The 18,133-nt window shown below is 27.0% G+C and carries 13 protein-coding genes, 4 tRNA genes and 1 pseudogene; 7 read left to right on the plus strand and 11 right to left on the minus strand.

From position 1 onward, the window contains the following. Positions 1 to 57: 57 nt before the first annotated feature. A pseudogene (locus Q0K19_RS09740) lies at positions 58 to 949 on the minus strand (Rpn family recombination-promoting nuclease/putative transposase). Between the two features lie 62 nt (positions 950 to 1,011). Continuing rightward, positions 1,012 to 3,054 carry a GldG family protein gene (locus Q0K19_RS09745; RefSeq protein WP_297247599.1) on the minus strand — a complete coding sequence of 681 codons (2,043 nt, stop codon included), beginning with the start codon at positions 3,052 to 3,054 and terminating at the stop codon, positions 1,012 to 1,014. A gap of 199 nt (positions 3,055 to 3,253) precedes the next feature. Between Q0K19_RS09745 and Q0K19_RS09750 the strand changes: the two genes are divergently transcribed. The 4 genes from Q0K19_RS09750 (at position 3,254) to Q0K19_RS09765 (ending at position 4,393) form a co-directional block, all read left to right on the plus strand. Beyond that, a tRNA-Phe gene (locus Q0K19_RS09750) sits at positions 3,254 to 3,326 on the plus strand. Positions 3,327 to 3,417: 91 nt separating this feature from the next. Beyond that, positions 3,418 to 4,134 carry an RluA family pseudouridine synthase gene (locus tag Q0K19_RS09755; protein WP_297247600.1) on the plus strand — a complete coding sequence of 239 codons (717 nt, stop codon included), beginning with the start codon at positions 3,418 to 3,420 and terminating at the stop codon, positions 4,132 to 4,134. Between the two features lie 86 nt (positions 4,135 to 4,220). Then, positions 4,221 to 4,293, plus strand: a tRNA-Lys gene (locus Q0K19_RS09760). Between the two features lie 26 nt (positions 4,294 to 4,319). Further along, positions 4,320 to 4,393: transfer RNA gene (locus Q0K19_RS09765), tRNA-Glu, on the plus strand. 468 nt (positions 4,394 to 4,861) lie between these two features. Here Q0K19_RS09765 and Q0K19_RS09770 read toward each other — a convergent pair. The 4 genes from Q0K19_RS09770 to Q0K19_RS09785 form a co-directional block, all read right to left on the minus strand. Then, the gene (locus Q0K19_RS09770; protein ID WP_297247601.1) at positions 4,862 to 6,757 is read right to left on the minus strand and encodes a tetratricopeptide repeat protein; all 1,896 of its coding nucleotides are present in this window, start codon (positions 6,755 to 6,757) and stop codon (positions 4,862 to 4,864) included. Continuing rightward, positions 6,729 to 7,274 (minus strand): transcription antitermination factor NusB, encoded by a 546-nt coding sequence (nusB, locus tag Q0K19_RS09775; RefSeq protein ID WP_297247602.1) that lies wholly within the window; start codon positions 7,272 to 7,274, stop codon positions 6,729 to 6,731. The genes Q0K19_RS09770 and nusB overlap by 29 nt, the downstream gene beginning before the upstream one ends. 133 nt (positions 7,275 to 7,407) lie before the next feature. Beyond that, positions 7,408 to 7,965 (minus strand): adenylate kinase, encoded by a 558-nt coding sequence (locus Q0K19_RS09780; RefSeq protein WP_297247603.1) that lies wholly within the window; start codon positions 7,963 to 7,965, stop codon positions 7,408 to 7,410. 97 nt (positions 7,966 to 8,062) lie between these two features. Beyond that, the gene (locus tag Q0K19_RS09785) at positions 8,063 to 9,661 is read right to left on the minus strand and encodes a PEGA domain-containing protein (protein WP_297247604.1); all 1,599 of its coding nucleotides are present in this window, start codon (positions 9,659 to 9,661) and stop codon (positions 8,063 to 8,065) included. A 317-nt stretch (positions 9,662 to 9,978) separates the two neighbouring features. On the opposite strand from Q0K19_RS09785, the gene Q0K19_RS09790 reads away from it, so the two are divergent. Both Q0K19_RS09790 and Q0K19_RS09795 read left to right on the plus strand, forming a co-directional pair. Next, positions 9,979 to 11,175, plus strand: coding sequence for a pyridoxal phosphate-dependent aminotransferase (locus tag Q0K19_RS09790; protein WP_297247605.1), 1,197 nt, complete (start codon positions 9,979 to 9,981; stop codon positions 11,173 to 11,175). A 168-nt stretch (positions 11,176 to 11,343) separates the two neighbouring features. Then, positions 11,344 to 12,552 (plus strand): pyridoxal phosphate-dependent aminotransferase, encoded by a 1,209-nt coding sequence (locus Q0K19_RS09795; RefSeq protein WP_297247606.1) that lies wholly within the window; start codon positions 11,344 to 11,346, stop codon positions 12,550 to 12,552. Positions 12,553 to 12,627: 75 nt separating this feature from the next. Here Q0K19_RS09795 and Q0K19_RS09800 read toward each other — a convergent pair whose 3' ends face one another. From Q0K19_RS09800 to Q0K19_RS09820, 5 genes are all read right to left on the minus strand, one after another. Beyond that, on the minus strand, positions 12,628 to 13,347 hold the full coding sequence (locus tag Q0K19_RS09800; RefSeq protein ID WP_297247607.1) for a hypothetical protein: 720 nt from the start codon (positions 13,345 to 13,347) through the stop codon (positions 12,628 to 12,630). Positions 13,348 to 13,371: 24 nt separating this feature from the next. Further along, positions 13,372 to 14,634 carry an S-methyl-5-thioribose kinase gene (gene mtnK, locus Q0K19_RS09805; RefSeq protein ID WP_297247608.1) on the minus strand — a complete coding sequence of 421 codons (1,263 nt, stop codon included), beginning with the start codon at positions 14,632 to 14,634 and terminating at the stop codon, positions 13,372 to 13,374. 26 nt (positions 14,635 to 14,660) lie between these two features. Then, positions 14,661 to 15,704, minus strand: coding sequence for an S-methyl-5-thioribose-1-phosphate isomerase (mtnA, locus tag Q0K19_RS09810; protein WP_297247609.1), 1,044 nt, complete (start codon positions 15,702 to 15,704; stop codon positions 14,661 to 14,663). 89 nt (positions 15,705 to 15,793) lie between these two features. Then, positions 15,794 to 16,117, minus strand: a complete 324-nt coding sequence (locus Q0K19_RS09815; protein WP_367172156.1) for an STAS domain-containing protein — start codon at positions 16,115 to 16,117, stop codon at positions 15,794 to 15,796. 40 nt (positions 16,118 to 16,157) lie between these two features. Next, a tRNA-Tyr gene (locus Q0K19_RS09820) sits at positions 16,158 to 16,240 on the minus strand. A gap of 167 nt (positions 16,241 to 16,407) precedes the next feature. Here Q0K19_RS09820 and Q0K19_RS09825 point away from each other — a divergent pair. Further along, a complete protein-coding gene (locus Q0K19_RS09825) occupies positions 16,408 to 18,114 on the plus strand; it encodes a peptidase (protein WP_297247610.1) in 1,707 nt (568 codons plus the stop codon). Positions 18,115 to 18,133 lie beyond the last annotated feature (19 nt).

The following is an 18,133-nucleotide window of genomic DNA, read 5'->3' on the forward strand; positions in this document are numbered from 1 at the left end:
ATTTATTTATAAAAAATTATTCGCTTAAAATATATAACAAATAAATTTGTTATATGCTCATAATTTTTTTATTTCTTCTATACTTAAATTTGTTAATTCACTAATAAGGTTTAAATCCATATTCTTATTTTTCATATTTTTAGCCATAGATATTTGAGTTTCTTTTATACCTTCTTCTCTGCCTTTTATTCTTTCTTCATTTAAAGCTAAAATATCAAAATAATTCTTTTCATATTCTGCATAATTATCAAATAAATCTTTTGTATTTACAAATTTGTTATACTCATCATAAACTTCTTTCATTATAGGATTTTTTTTAACTAATATTTCCATAATATACTCCATTTTTTCTTTACTTGTTAAAAAAATAAAACCAAGCATCTAATTCATCTTTGAGATTTGAATTACTAGATAAATATTTCTGTAATTCAAGGAAATGCATCTCAAGATGATTAGTAAGTATATGATTAGTTTCAAGTTCTTTTATAACATAACAGCTATGTTCTTTATTGATATCTTTTAACAGATTAAAGTCTAAAATATTAATCACTATAACCTGTTTTAAATCATTATATTTTTCATTATTTCTCAAATTGGCAACATAAGCTTTAGACCAATAGTATAAACTTCTATAAACAAATGACTGATTTCCTATTCTTTGTATTTCTATTAAAACAGTTTCACCGGTTTTAGTAACAGCTCTTACATCAAGGCGTCTGCGACATCTGTCCACCTTGCGTGCCACCTTCGGTGCTATAGATTGTTTATCATTAATTGTTTCTTTTAGATTAAAAGTATTTAAAACTTTTACTTCTTCAAATGGCTCTTGATTATAGTCCAATCTTACAGAATTAATGAGATTTTTTAAAATACCTTCATGTCCTTCTTTTGCAAACATATAACGCATAAAATAATCGTTAAGTACATTAATATCTTTTGTTTTGCTCATAATTTTATTATAACAAAAGAATTTAAATTGTCAAAGTTACAAATAATTATAAAGCTTTAAAATTATTCTGCCTTTCTATTAAACTTTTCAAATATATTCTGTCTTCTTTTCTTGTCGGAACTCCATAACATAAGTCCGAATACTATAACAGCAACAGGAAGCATGACTATATTTATTACTCTTACAAAAAGCTTAACTGTTTCAGGTACTTGATAAGGAGGGTTAAATACAGCTCCTTTTCTTCTTATGCTCATTAGTCCGCTGTCGCCTGCCATATAATCAACTAAATTCATTAAGAAAATTTTATTTGCAGTATAAGCACTGTTTTTAGCCATTTCATAAGAACCTACAACCATAACTTTTCCGCTTGTAGTAGAATTAATTCTGTTTATATCATTATTAATATTATTCTGGGCATTTGTTGATGAAGGTATATCTTTTCCAGCAAATGCACTATTCATTTTTCCTTCAAATGAAGCAGCTAAAAGCCTTTTTGATAATCTGCTTGAATCCTGAGGCATACCTGTCATAGAAGAAGCAAAGTTTTCTGTTTCTACCCAGCTTTTATCACTTGTATAGATTAAAGGTGTCACTTTTATATCAGTATTATTTGTATTAGTTATAATTTCTGATGATATAGGAGTAAGTAAAAGATTAATACTTTTAGTTATATCACTTTTAGCATTAATATTTTCAGTAGCTATCAAAGGTATATAATACATTTTCTGTTCCGGCATACCCTGCTGTAATTGAGCCTTATACGCATTATCATCAAATATCATATTTGTGGCTACAGTAAAACCATAATTTGGAAGTATTTCATTAAGTCTGTTTGTAACAGGTATAAGTTTAGGCCCGTACATCTGAGCATTAGGATCATTTTGATTTATCTCTACACCATTAAGCATAAATAATACAGGCTTTCCGCTCATAATAAACTGATCCAATTTATATAATTCATAGTCGCTGAATGCTGTTTTACTTCCTGCTATTATTAGAGCATCTATACTTGAAGATATATCATTTAATGAAATATCAACAGCTTCAAAATTATAATTGCCTTGTATTTCTGTTACATATTCGCTTACGCTGTCATAAGCATCATTAGGATTTCCTCCGAATTGAGGAGGTATAGTTATATAATTAGCTTCTTCATGTCCCTGAACATATCCTATAGTTGCTTTAAGTCCAAGCATACTGTCTATATTTTTTGATATTTCATTTTTTATTTCGTCAAAAGCCCCATACAATATATATGATGTTGAAAGCTGTCTTATATCATCCCCATTTTCTAAAACTAATGAAAAATAAGCACTTCCTTTATTTGCTACTATATTTCCATTAGGGTCTTTTATATCGTTCCATTCAATTTTTTTAACATTAAGCTTTTTTAATAATTCTTCATTTTCAGCAGTAGGGTTAGACATATCTACATTTATAAATCTTACTTTATTCATTAAATCCTTATTAGCATCAGCAACAGCCTGCATAATAGAATCAGGTATAAGCTCCATTGCTCCTATAGGAAGAAGATCGTATATTTCTTTTGATGATACATAATAAACATTCAAATTATTTTCTAATCTTGCAAGTCTGTCATTTTTATCCATCATCTTTCTTATTATGGTGTCTATATTATATTCTAAACCTTCAGTTGATTGTACAAATGGTATTGTTTCTATAGAATCGCCGTATATGAAAGAAAGTCCCATATATGCTACTTTAGTTTGAGTTTGATCCTTTTCTAATACACTTATTTGAGTAGGATTTATTCTGTACTGGCTAGCTAAATCCCCATGTTTTGAAGCATCTATCACTTCAAAGCTTATATTCTTTCCGCCAGCTGCTTTATATCCTTCAAATAAATCTTTTATATATTTCTCATAAGTTGAGAATGGGGGAGGTAAATTTGGTGTAACAAAAAATTTTATACTCATAGGCTCTTTTAAATTTTTAACTAAATTCTTACTTTCTTTACTCAAAGAATAAACTTTATCCTTAGTTAAATCTATCATAGGAGTAAATTGATTAGCTATTGCATTTATTAGTATTATAATTACAACTATTAATGAAAATGTTATTATTCTGTCTTTTTTCTTTGTCATATATTACCTGCATATAAAGATTGTATAGTATTCTGACTGCATTTATAAATCAGAAATAACGAAAATTTGCTATGTATTATATATTTAATAATGCTATTTGTCAAAATATATAATTTATAAACCAAAAAAAATATTTTTTGTAATAATTTGTATATAAATGCTTGACATTTTTTGCTTGTATGCTATAATATTTTCACTTGCCTAGTTAGCTCAGTTGGTAGAGCAAAGGACTGAAAATCCTTGTGTCTAGGGTTCGATTCCCTGACTAGGCACATCCCCCTTTTTTAATCACAATAAATCTAATTAAGCACTATTATAAAATATATAACTTCTTATGAATTAAAATAACAATGGTAAAATAATATGGATATAGAAAAAGAAATGAGTAATTATATTAATCCTCTTTATGAAGATAATCATATAATAGTAGCTGTAAAGCCTCCTAATATACCTACGCAAGGTGATATAACAGGAGACATTTCTTTTTTTGAGAATATTAAAGATTATATAAAAATAAAGTATAATAAGAAAGGAAATGTATTTTTAGGGCTTGTGCATAGATTAGACAGACCTGTATCAGGAGTTATAGTATTTGCTAAGACATCAAAGGCCGCTTCAAGGTTAAGCGAGGCTATAAGGGATAGAAAGTTTGAAAAAACTTATTATGCTGTTGTTAATGGTATACTCCTAGAAAAAGAGTGTAAACTTGAAAACTATCTTATAAAAAAAACAAATAAATTGGGTAATATAGCTCAGGTTGTTTTTGAAAATACAAAGAATGCCAAAATAGCCAAATTAAAATATAATGTTATAAAGGAAGATGTAATAAAAAATCTTAGTTTATTAAAGATAGAATTAGAAACTGGCAGATTCCATCAAATAAGAGTACAGCTTTCTAATATAGGACATGTTATATATGGCGATAGGAAATACGGAAGTTATATAAAATATGACAGAAATGATGTCCCTTTAGCTTTATTTGCCAAAAGTCTTAAATTTCCTCATCCTACAAAAGATGAAGAAATATATGTTGAAGCAGATTTGCCTTCATATAATCCATGGAATATATTTAATAATTAGTTATGAAAAAAAATTAAATTTGGGCTTGACAAAAAAGTAATAATATAGTATTATATACAAACATTTGAATGAATGTGAAAACAAATGGGCCAATAGCTCAGTCGGTAGAGCATCGCCCTTTTAAGGCGGTTGTCGAAGGTTCGAACCCTTCTTGGCTCACATTAATCAAAAGTTCTTTAATATATGCCGGTGTGGTGAAGAGGTTTAACACACAGGATTTTCATTCCTGCACTCGCGGGTTCGAAACCCGTCACCGGTTCATTGTTGCCGTACTGATAATTAGTACGGCTTTTTTATTATTCACATTCAATCTATAGCAAACTAATTTGCAGTATACTCACAATTTTTATCTTTAATATTCCATGATTAAAAAATTATTTTTTTATTTATGAATTATCAGTAAATAGGCTACAACTAAAGTTATCATCCGCTCGTTTATTTTTATTATTGTTAGCAAGTTTATAACTTTAAAACTTAATAATATTATTAATAAAAGACAAGCTTAAGCCATCCAACAGGGATACAGTCTTGTAACTTAATTTATTAAGTTAAGCCTTTATACGTTGCGGGCATAGCAATAATAATAATAATTTTTAAATATTAGAATAAAAATATAAAAGCGAGTCGTAGCACCAAGTAGGTTATTGTAGACGTAGACTAGAATAACAATAATAAAAAAAGCAGAATATTTTTTAATATCCTGCTTTATTTTTTATATTACTTAATATTAATTATTATACATAAGCTCTTTCTTTGCCAGTACCTGTCTTAGACCGTCTCTAGCCTGTGAATCTCCGCCGTCATAACTTAAAGCATTTCTATAACTTTCTTCAGCATTATCAAGTTCATTCATTCTATAATAACATTTACCCAAAACCAAATTGATGTCAAATAGTTGCCTTTTTGATGTAGCTAAATTCAAAGCCTCATTATAAGCATATATAGCTTCATTATATTGAAGTCTCCTATAAGAGAATGCTCCATAAAGCATATAGTTTTCAACACTAGGGGACATTTCCACTAATTGTCTGTAATAAGCAGAAGCATCATTATAAGAACGTATTTCTTCCATCATTGTTGCTAATGTTATCCAAGCATTTTCTCTTACTAAAACAGTATTGTTTTCATCATTAGCAGCTATAAGTAGAGATTCTTTTGCTTTCTCATAATCTTTTGTCTTATAATAAAGCATTCCGGCTCTGTATATACTTTCTCTATCCTTAGGATATTTAGAAAGTGTATAATTATAATAATTTAATGCTTCATTATTATTACCTATACTTTCATAGTAAACGGCTAATGTTCTGCTAGGGAAAGCATTTCCTATATCTTCAGCAATAGATTCTTTTAATAATTTTATCCCCTTATCTGAATTTCCATAATATAATTCTAATTCTCCAAGTCTAGGCATAAATATTGCATTATTAGTTTCTATCTTGTATATTTCTTGATAGTATCTTAAAGATGACATAAAATCTTTTTGTCTGTATGTTATATCTCCAAGTCTTTCTAATGCTGTTTTATATAAATCATCTTTATTATTAGCCATTATAATTTTTTTATAATTTGCTTCTGCTTCTTTAAGCATGCTTCCTTTATAGTAGGCATTAGCAAGCAAACCTGTAGCACCATAAGTATTGGTATAATCTTTCATCTTTACCAATCTTAAATAATATTTTACAGATCTATCATAAGCATTTTCTTTTTCATACAATTCACCTAATGCAAGTATTGTATCAACATCATTAGGATTTTGCTCTAATATCTGCTCATATACTTTTTTTATGCCATCATAATCTTCAACCTGCTCATATATTTTTACAAGTCTTTTTATAGAGTCAGGTTTTGTATCTGAATTAACTAAACTTTTCAAATACATCTCTATAGCACTGTCTGTATCTCCTGATATTACATATATGTCGCCTAATATTGTAGCAGCTTTATCAGCATATTCTCCCTTGCTTCTTCTAACTAATTTTGTTAAAGTATCATAAGCAACACTTTGAAAACCTTCATTAAGTGCTATTAATCCTACATAAAATAAAGCCTCATCATTTTCTTCTAAAGTTAAAACTCTTTCATAATATCCCTTAGCCAATCGAGGCAAATCTCTTTCCATATAGAATCTTCCTAATGTAAGAAGGCTAGGTATATAATTACTATTTATTGATAATGAATTTTCTAATGATACTAAAGCTTCATCATACATTTCTTTTTTTAGATATGATATTCCTAAATTATGTTTTAACTGCTCATCTAAGTACAATGAATTTGTCATAGTATTGAATATCTTTATTGCATTATCATAATCTTTTGTTTCATTGTATATTTTTCCTAGAAGTATATTAGCTTCATATTCTTTTTTGGGGTCTATGGTATTTCTTATTTCTTTTTTCAATATTGATTTAGCTTTATTATAATCTTTATTATTATAATACTCTTTAGCCAAGGTATAATCGTCTACAATTTGAGAATTTAATTTTACTTTACCTTGTATTATTGCTACATTTAATGATAATATAGCTATCAAACCTAAGGCTCCTATAGATAATATAAAAACTATCATCTGTATGTTTTTATATTTAGCCAATCTTTTATTGTATGTCTTTTTCTTGTATACCATCTAAAATCCCATTTACAAATTTATAAGAATCTTTATCACTAAAAATTTTAGAAATTTCTACTGCTTCATCTATTACTACAGATTTAGGTATGTCTTTCAGAAATATTAGCGAGTATATTGACATTCTAATAATTGATTTGTCTACGTACTGTATTCTTTTTATATCCCAATTATTAGAATATTTTTCTATTAAGCTATCTATTCTTTCTAAATTATTTATAGTTCCCTCTACTAAAGTTCTAGTGAATGCGAATATATTTTCAGGTATTTTCTTATCATAATCGAAACTAAGAATTTCATTTACAGTTTCTTTTCTATCATTAATTTCATAAGAATATAAAGACATCACAGCATATATTCTAGCTTGTCTTCTTGCTCCATAAGATGATAAATCTAAATCTTTAATATTTTCTTTAGTTTTAGATTTTATTATCATTTTTTTCTTAACAGCTTTTCTAGGGGCTGCTTCTGCATTTTCAGTTTCATTGTTATTATTTATATCAATTTCTTCAGACATATACAAACCTGTAAATAATAATTTTGATAATATTTTTTTTATATTTTCGGAATATATATCATAAAAATAATTTGCATATAAAAAAGGCTATGATTTATAATCATAGCCTTGTAAAAAATATAATAATTATAAATTATAATACATCTAATTCTTTTTTTATTTTAGCATATACTTCTTCAGGAGTACCAACACTCTCTATTTTTATTATTTTTGACTTATCACTATAATAATCTAATACAGGCTTGCTTTGATTTTCAAATACTTTTAATCTATTTTTGATTGTTTCTTCGTTATCATCAGCACGGCCTCTTTTTAATAATCTATCTATTATTATTTCTTCTGAAGCAAATATATCTATTACAGCACTTATTTTATAATTTAGACTATTTAATATGTTTGTTAATTCTTTAGCTTGTTCTATAGTTCTAGGGAAACCGTCAAGCATAAATCCGTTTTTACAGTCATCTTTTTTTATTCTTTCTTTAAGCATATCGATAACTAAGCTGTCAGGTACTAATTCACCCTTATCCATATAAGATTTAGCTGTTTTTCCAAGTTCAGTACCATTTGCAATATTTTCTCTAAGCATATCTCCTGTTGCAATATGAGATATAGAATAATCTTTTTCAATTAAAGCAGATTGAGTTCCCTTTCCAACTCCGGGAGCTCCTATAAAAATTATATTAAGCATATTATAACTCCTAAAATTATATTATTATTAGTATAGTAAATAATACTGTTTTGTCAAATATAATTTAGAATTTTATTGATTATTACAAATATTTTAGCTACCACCGCCATGAATACATAAGATTAACACCACTGTAATTTGCATTAAATGAAAGCTCTTCAACAGAAAAATTATTCTCATTTATCCAAAGCATATAATATATACCAGCAGTTAGAGCAAAAGCACCAGTCAGTACCATTCCTGCTATATATATATTCATAGCTGTATTATAATTATTTAAATTTATAGGAGGTCTGTTATTATCATTCTTATATTTATCGTAATAATTAACCATAGTAGAATCTAATATTTCCCCTGCATATATATAAGTGCCAACTGTAAATATTGCACTTGCTATAGTTAAGCCTAAAAATATTTTTGTATTTCTTTCATAATTTTTAAATATTCTATCGGCTAAAGTTGGTTCTTTATATACTTTCATATTAGGTGTAAGTACTAAAGAATTAGTATTGCTTACTGTAAATGTACCATAATAATCTATGTAATTTGTATTTGTTATTTTTATGGAATATGTTCCGAAACCAAAATATCTATTTATTACATTGGTAGGAGTTTCTTTTATTCCATTAATAATTACTGTACTTTGTTCTTCTCCAGGTATATTAATCTGCACTCTTGCACTTTCACTTAATTCTTTTAATTTAAAATTAAGCAGTATGTTTTCATTAGTTTTTTCAAATGCAAGCATAGTATCTATTGTTTCATAGTTTTCTTTTTTTATTGTGAATCTATGATTATTCGTTGTTAAAGCTGGTACATACAAAGTTTGGCCGCTTTTTCCTATAAACACATCATCTACATAAACAAATGCATCTTCAGGGCTTACATCTATTACTATAACTCCTGTTTTATCAATATAGCTTATTCTATTGGCAATTTCTAAGGCATAGTTTGGTATTTGTTCATCGATTTTTGCTTCTGGTATTGTTATGGAGTATGATGTTATTTTTCTATCTTTTATATAAGCTATATATGTTACTACGCTTATATTAGGCCTGTCATATTTTACGGTTCCAAATATAGCTATATCAGAATTTCTTGTAAATACATATTTTTTTATATCATCTCCAAAATATTCATAATAAGTTTTTCCTATATCTACTTTTTGAATAAAATCATTTGTACCTTTTAATATTACATTACTGCCATTATAATCAAACAGCATTTCATTAGTTTCTAAGAAAAAACCTTTTGTTTCCGGAGTAATTAACTGAACATTACTTCTTACATCTCCCCAATTAGTATAGGTTGTAATTTCATAATTAGTTAAAATAATTATATTAGTTCCTTCGGTTCTGCTTGTATAAGTTATATTAGTGAATTGAAATACTTTATAGTTGTATGCCCTTTCAAAATCCATAGGATTAATTGTAAAATTAGTTTCTGACTGAAGTCTTAATGTTTTATTATATTCTATTTGATTGGCTACTGCATCAGCAACTGCGAAACATAAATAATTGTAATTTGTATTTTCTCCTAAATTGGTATATATAAATACATCTACTTTAACACTTTCATCAGTTGTATAATAAGGTCTTACTTTTTCTATTGTAATAGGCTTTCCGCCGAAAGGATATAGCGGAATATATAACAAAGTAGTTACTATTATTAATGTTATAATTTTTTTAATATGCATATTTAAAATTCGTTTTTTATTTTACCATTAATTCTATATCAAAAAACATCTTTTATCAATATATTGTAATATTTTATTACCTAATGATAAAAAAATAATTGATAGTTTTATAATGAAATAATTATAGAACTAATTTTCACTTTATAATATAATTTATGTATTTAGAATTGTAATTTTTATTTATATATAATGTTATATTATGATTTTTTTTATTTAATTTAATAATAATTAAATAAAACATGTTGACAATTTTTATTGTTTCATATATATTTAATTAGTTAAAAATTACTGTTTAGAATAATTAATGGAGAATCATTATGGATATATCTAAAAGAATACAGAGATTAAAAGTTTCGCCTGTTAGAAAATTGAATCCTTATGCTGAAGATGCTGTTAAAAGAGGTATAAAAATATATCATCTTAATGTTGGCCAGCCTGATATTGAGACACCAAAAATATTTTTTGAAGCGATTTCTAAATTTCATGAAAAAACACTTAAATATGAACATTCAAGGGGAATTAAGCCTCTTATAAATAAAATTCAAGCATATTATGATAAATTAGGTATTCATTATGAAGAGGAAGATATTGTAATTACTAGCGGAGGTTCTGAAGCTATATCTTTTGCTATGCTTGCAATATTTGATGAAGAAGATGAAATATTAGTTTCTGAACCATTATATGCTAATTATAAAAGTTTCTACGATCTTTATAATATTAAATATAATGCTGTTAGAACTTATGCTGAAGACGGTTTTCATCTTCCTAGCCGTGAAGAGATAGAAAAACATATTACTCCTAAAACTAAAGCATTTATGTTAGCAAATCCTTCTAACCCTACAGGTGTTGTATATACTAAAAGGGAATTAGATGATATAGCTTATATTGCTAAGAAATATGATTTATTTGTTATAAGCGATGAAGTTTATAGAGAATTTGTTTATGGTGATAGAAAAGCAATAAGTTTCGGTACTTATAAAGATATAGAAGATCATGTTATTATAATAGACTCTATATCAAAAAGATTTTCTGCATGCGGTGCTAGAGTAGGATGTCTTATAAGTAAAAATAAAAAATTAATGACTGCTGTATTTAGAGAATGTCAGGCTAGATTATCACTTCCTACTTTAGATATGGTTGGTGCTGCAGCTTTATATGATTTACCTGATAACTATTTTGATGAAGCTTTAAAAGAATACGATTATAGAAGAAAAATTATATTTGAAGAGCTTGCTACTATGGAAGGAGTGGTTGCTAAAGAACCTGAAGGAGCTTTCTATGTTCTTGCCAAACTTCCTGTAAAAAATGCCGAAGATTTTATTATATGGCTTTTAAAAGATTTTAATATAAATAATGAAACTGTTATGTTTGCACCCGCGGAAGGCTTCTACGCCACTGAAGGATTAGGAAAAAATGAAGTGAGAATTTCCTATGCTTTAGATTCTGAGGATTTAAATAAATCAATGCATATACTTAGAGAGGCCTTGATTAAATATAGGGAAATAGATAAATAATAGTCTTATAAAGATTAAGAGAATAAAAAGGAGCTGTAATTTATCTTATAGCTCCTTTATTTTTTATATAGCATATATTAAAATTTTACTTATTGTCAGTAAATAGTTTTTTATATTATTAAAATTTTATTTATTATATACAATATACATAACAAATTGGAGTTTATCATGTATCTATCTAAAAGAGTACAGCAGCTTAAAGCTTCACCTATAAGGAGATTAAATATTTATGCTGAAGAAGCTGCTAAAAGAGGAATAAAAATACATCACCTTAATATAGGTCAGCCTGATATAGAAACACCTAGAGTATATTTTGATGCCATAGCCAATAGCTGTGATATGAAAACTGTTAAATATGAACATTCAAGAGGAACAAAAGAGCTCATTAGAAAAATTCAAGCATATTATAAAAGATTGGGTATAGATTATGAAGAAGATGAAATAATAATAACTAATGGAGGAAGTGAGGCAATACTGCTTAGTTTGATTGCTATATTTGATGAAGGCGATGAAATGTTGGTAGCAGAGCCTTATTATGCTAATTACAATAGTTTTTACGATATACTTAATGTTAAAAGAAATATTGTAAGAACTTGTGCTGAAGATGGATTCCATTTGCCTAGCCGTGAAATAATAGAAAAAAGCATTACTAAAAAAACAAAAGGTTACTTATTTTCTAATCCTTCCAATCCTACAGGAGTTGTATCTACAAAAAGGGAATTAGATGATATAGCATATTTGGCTAAAAAACATGATTTTTTCATTATAAGTGATGAAGTATATAGAGAATTTGTTTATGGTGATAGAAAAGCGATAAGTTTCGGTACTTATAAAGATATAGCCGAGAATGTTATTATAATAGATTCCATATCAAAAAGATTTTCTGCATGCGGAGCTAGAATAGGCTGTGTAATAAGTAAGAATAAAGAATTTATGGAAGCTATTTTCAAAGAATGTCAAGCTAGATTATCTGTACCTACACTTGAAATGATAGGGGCATCTGCTTTATATGATTTGCCTCCTGATTATTTTGAAGCTTCAAGAAAAGAATACGATAACAGAAGAAAAATTCTTTTTGAAGAGCTTACAAAAATGGATGGGGTATTTATGAGAGAACCTGAAGGTGCTTTCTATGTGCTTGCTCAGCTTCCTGTTAAAGATGCGGAGGATTTTGCTATTTGGCTTTTAAAAGATTTCAATATTGATAATGAAACTGTTATGTTTGCTCCGGCAGAAGGCTTTTATGCTACAGAGGGATTGGGTAAGAATGAAATTAGAATGTGTTATGTACTTGATTCAAAAGATTTGAAAAAGGCTATGAGAATTCTAAAAGAAGGTTTGATTAAGTACAGAAAAGAAGTAGAAAAATCATTATAATTTATAGCAAAATATAATAAAAAGGACTATTAAAATATAGTCCTTTTTTAGTAATATTTTTAAGATTTGTTTCTTTTATAAAAAATCAGGCGGAAATTTTTTTACTCTTTCTTTAAATAAGAAGTCTATTAAACCTCTAGTTCTTGTAAGCAAATAATATGACCATAATTCTATAGAGCTTTGTCCTAATGTATAAGTATTTATTTCATCTTTTGGAATACTTATAATTTTTGTGGTATTATAGCTTAAATTTATTTTTAAATCCGCTTCATAAAATTTACCATTTATTCTAAATTGAGGAAGCATATCATGAACTACACAATTTCTTATGCATTGCAGAGTTTTAGCTATATCATATTCTTTTTTTGTAAACATTTTATAATTATTAACTATTGATATTAAGAACCCTATATTGCATTGAGCCAAATCTTCTACATTTGTTATTTTTTCTTCATATCTTTTACCATTATTAAATTTATATACTGAAATATATCCTTCATCTTGTATTTTCTCTTCTAATAGAATCATAAGAGATTGTTCAAACATACTTCCTGCTAAAGTACAGCTTGCTTCAAAATATCCAAAATAGTAATTTTGATGTACTTGATAAAGAAGTTTAACCATATGCTCCAAACGAGGATTATTTATTTGTCCTACATGCAGTCTTTGATACTGAAGTTTTTTTCTTCTATTTTCTGCTTCTTCTAGAAAATTTTCATTGTATCTTTCTTTAAGACTCAATTTAGGTTGTTTTACTTTTTTATTTTCATCATTATTATTATTTGTATAGTCCATGATACACCCATAAAAACTGTAAAATTATATTTTATCTATATTAGAATATTTATTTACTATATCAGCAACTTTTTCTATATTATCAATATTATCCTTATTTACTAAGAATTCTCTGCCTATATTTAAGCATATCCAATCTAGTCTTTCTCTTTCAATTAAATCTTCAATGCCTGAAATATCTTTATTTTTGGCAAGTCCCAAAGTTCTTCTTATAAATACACATCCGGCAAAGCCTACAGAGTCTTTAAATATTCTGTTTAATACAGTTTTTATATACTCTTCAGAATGTTTTTGTCCTTCTGGATAATTCCAATATAATGGTTTAGTTTCTTCTAAATGTTTCTTCCATAGTGTTTCAAATTTATCTAAAGTTCCTGTGAGCATATATTTGGCAGTATCAAAAAGCCATTTTCTAAATTCTTTTGAATTTGTTCCTAATCTTTTTTGATGATGCTCTTGTGATATGTATGCTATAAAGAAATTAGCCATAGCCTTTCCTATATCAAAACCAATAGGGCCATAAAATGCAAATTCAGGATCTATCACATAAGTTTCTTCTTCGTTACCCATGAAACTTCCTAAATGAAAATCCCCATGAAGTAATGCTTCCGCTTTAGTCATGAAAGCATATTTCATTTCGGCGGCTGCTATTTTTAATTTTGAATCTCTTTGGAATTTTTTAACTTCGTCTAAATTTAATTTTTCATGATAAATATTAGTTTCATTTTCTTCAAATGGATGAGTAAAAACAAAATCTTCAGTTAAACTGCATAATTCAGCATTCATATATTCAGCAACAAGATTCTTTTTTGTTTTAGTATCCAAATAATAGTCTGAAGTATAAAATAAAGTCTTTGAAAGAAAATCCGTTAAATGTTCAGCTGCTTTTGGAAATTTTATACCGTTTATTATTTCTCCTCTAAGTACTTTATGTTTATTTAAATTCTGCATTATAACAACGCACATATCTTCTGAAAAATAATGTACTTTAGGAACTAAATTCGGACATAATTTATACTGTTCTTTTAGTGCCTTAATTTCTATTTTCATTCTGTCTTTTTCTAAAGGATAGCTTTCACCAACACATCTTAAAAAAGGTACGGATTGTTTTAATATTACAGTTTCTTTATCATTTTTTTTATTTGTTATACTATAAACATAGTTTAAATTACCATCTCCGATTTCTTTTATTTCTAAATCATCAAAGCTTGAAAATATATTTTTTAATTCATCTATAGTTTTTAAATAATCTATTATAGTGTTAATATTTAATTGTTTATAAGCCATATTTTTATCTCCTTAAAAATTATAAATTAATTAAAAGCCTTTTTTAAATTTTCTATATAAGGAGCTTTTATTATACCTTTTTCTGTAATGAAACCTGTTATAAGTTCATTAGGAGTAACATCGAAAGCAGGATTTCTTACTTTCATATCTAAAGGAGCTGTTTGAGTACCTGCAAAATTTATAACTTCTTTTGCATCTCTTTCTTCTATAATTATGTTATTACCTGTTTTTGTATTCAAATCAAAAGTAGTAGAAGGACATGCTATATAAAAAGGTATATTAAAATGTTTTGCTAAGATTGCCACTCCCATAGTACCTATTTTATTTGCGGCATCTCCATTTTCAGCAACTCTGTCGCATCCTACTATAACCAAATCAATAAGTCCTTTAGACATTATAAAAGCAGCCATATTGTCGCATATTAAAGTAACATCTATTCCGGCTTCCTGCAATTCAAAACTTGTTAATCTAGCTCCTTGAAGCAATGGTCTTGTTTCATCAGCATACACTCTTATTTTTTTACCTTTTTGATGAGCTATATACATAGGAGCAAGAGCTGTGCCTATTCCGCTTACAGCAAGTCTTCCAGCATTACAATGTGTAAGTATTCCTGAATTTTCTTTTAAAAGTTCATTTCCATATTCTCCTATTTTTTGACATATATCAACATCTTCAGAGTTTATTTTTTTAGCTTCTGTTTCTAATATATTGTATAATTCTAATGAAGTTTTATCATTTTTATCTTTTATAGTATTTATCATTCTATTTAGAGCATAGCTTAAATTAACAGCTGTAGGTCTTGAAGAGTTCAAATATTCAGCTCTTTTTTGAACAAATTTTATAAACTCATCAGCTTTCAAATTAGTTTTGTTTTTTAGATCTATAAGTAAAGAATATGCAGCCGCAACACCTATAGCAGGAGCACCTCTTACTTTTAATTCTTTTATAGCATTATAGGCTTCTTCTTCATTAGATAATTTTATTTCTTTTACAGTGATAGGTATTAATGTTTGGTCAAGTATGTACAATTCTTCACCAGTCCATCTTACAGTTGGTATATTATTATGCATAAAAAGTCTCCAATTATTTACTAAAATAAGTATAATAAAATGATTATCAAAATTCAATAAATTATTATAAAATTAAGTGTTTTAAAGAATTATATACTGAAATCTTTAGGATCATCAAAATATTTTATTAAACTAAACATCATTAAACTTTTTAGAGTAGGCTTAATAGACTCGTCCAAATTTGTCATAAATAATTTAACTTTAAGAGACTGAAGATTTTTATAAAGTTTAAGTATTTTAGCTATTCCTGCACTGTTTATTTCTTTAACATTTTTCATATCAAGAACAACTACAGGCATTCTTATATTGCAAGCTTCATCAGAATCTTCTGCAAAAGATTTTATTTCTTCGGGAGCAGAAAGGTTAGCTTCCATAACTATAGATATGTATTCATTATTAAATTCTATAGCCAAAGCAATACCTCGTTTAAGATAAATATTCGTAAAAAGAATGTGGGCAGGGAGGGATTCGCACCCCCGTAGACTCACGTCGGCAGATTTACAGTCTGCTGCCATTGACTGCTCGGCCACCTACCCATATTAATTTGAAAACGTAAAAGAATAATAGCATATATAAATAAAAATGTCAATAGCTGATTTTATTTTTATTGTATTTTTTTTAAAATATATAAAAATATTAAGTATCTTTTTATTATATAATGATGTATAATTTTATATATTGTTTTTATAGATACGGAGATAAAATGAAAAAAATTGGTTTTATAATAATTATTAATATTGCAATGATTATTTTAGCATCATGCGGTTCTTCACAATATAAATTGGACAAAAAAGCTGGCGGTAATAATAGCTTTGAAACAGCACAGGAAATTAATAAAGATGGTATAATGGGGCAGTTGGAAGGCAATAATACTGATTACTATTATTTTATTTTTGACGGAAAATCAAGCATTATAGACTTTTATGTGTCAAATTCCACTTATTCTCCTGTGATAATGACTTTATATGATTATAACAATAATGTTATAAAAGTAATAAATGAACCTGATGAAACACCAAATATTGAAACCAATTCTATTACAAATGATATTGATACAAATGAAACAGTAAGCAGCAATAATAGCAGTAATAATAATCAAAATAAAAAACAAGAAGAAATGATATATACTACTCAAGTAATGAAGAATATATATTTTGAACCTTCTACAAATAATACTGATGAAAATAAGTATTATATATCAATATCTCCAAAAGACAATGTAAAAGAAAATATTGATTATATGTTAATACTTAAAAAAAGAGATTATAAAGAAACTGATGAAAAAGAACCTAATGATAAAATTTCTGCATCTCAAATCATAGATGTTAATAGCGACAACAGGCTTTACACAATAGAAGGATACTATGGTCAAACCTATAATCCTACTCTTAAAACAGGTGATTTGAAAGATATGGAAGTAGATGCCTATAAAATAACTAATAGTTCTTTTAATACATATTCTATTTCTATAGAGCTTTCAGGTGTTCCTGCTATAGATGCAAGTATAAGACTATATGATCAGAAAGGTAATTGGATAACTATGAAAGATATTAATAATGTCGGAGATGGTGAAGTAGTTGATAAACTTATACTTTATCCTTATATGTCATATTATTTTATATTAGCTTCTACAAATGCAGTTAATAATATACCATATAGAGTGAGCATTATAGCTAAGCCTTATGATAAATACACAGAACATGAACCTAATAATAAATATTCCGAAGCTCAGACTATAGAGTTTAATCAGACATACAAAGGTGCTATAGATTATTCTTATGATAGAGATTATTACAATTTTAGTATACCTATTAAATCAAGTGTTAAACTTTCTTATTTCTTAATAGATTCCCAAGCTATTAATATAAGTATTTCTAATGATGTATTGGGTAAAATTATCACTATGCCTCAAACAGATGATGAATATGAAATAAGTTTATCTCAAGGCAGATATTATCTTATATTCGAAAGAGATTTGACTAAAGAAGGCTGGAAGAAAGGAATTTCAAAAGCTAGAAGCTATGAATTTAATATGAGCATATCAAATGAAATAAGTGGTGATTATAATTACGGATATGATTTATATAATAATACAAATACTTATGAGGCAGATTATTATAATTACAGCAACAATTATTTAAATGATAATACTATGCCTGAAGAACAGTTTGAAGAGAATTTAGAGAGTAATTTCAATAATACCAATAATGTTATCATTATAAGACCGGAAGATTATAATTCTGATTATTATTATTATAGTAATGAAGAAGAAACAAATTCTTATGAAAATAATGATGATTATAATAATCAGGATAATACTTATGAGGATAGTACATATTATAATAATCAAGATAATACCTATGAAGATAGTACTTATGAGGATAGTACATATAATAATAATGACTTTTAATATTATTTGCTATTGATAA

The organism is uncultured Brachyspira sp., assembly GCF_944393015.1.
GTDB lineage: Bacteria > Spirochaetota > Brachyspiria > Brachyspirales > Brachyspiraceae > Brachyspira.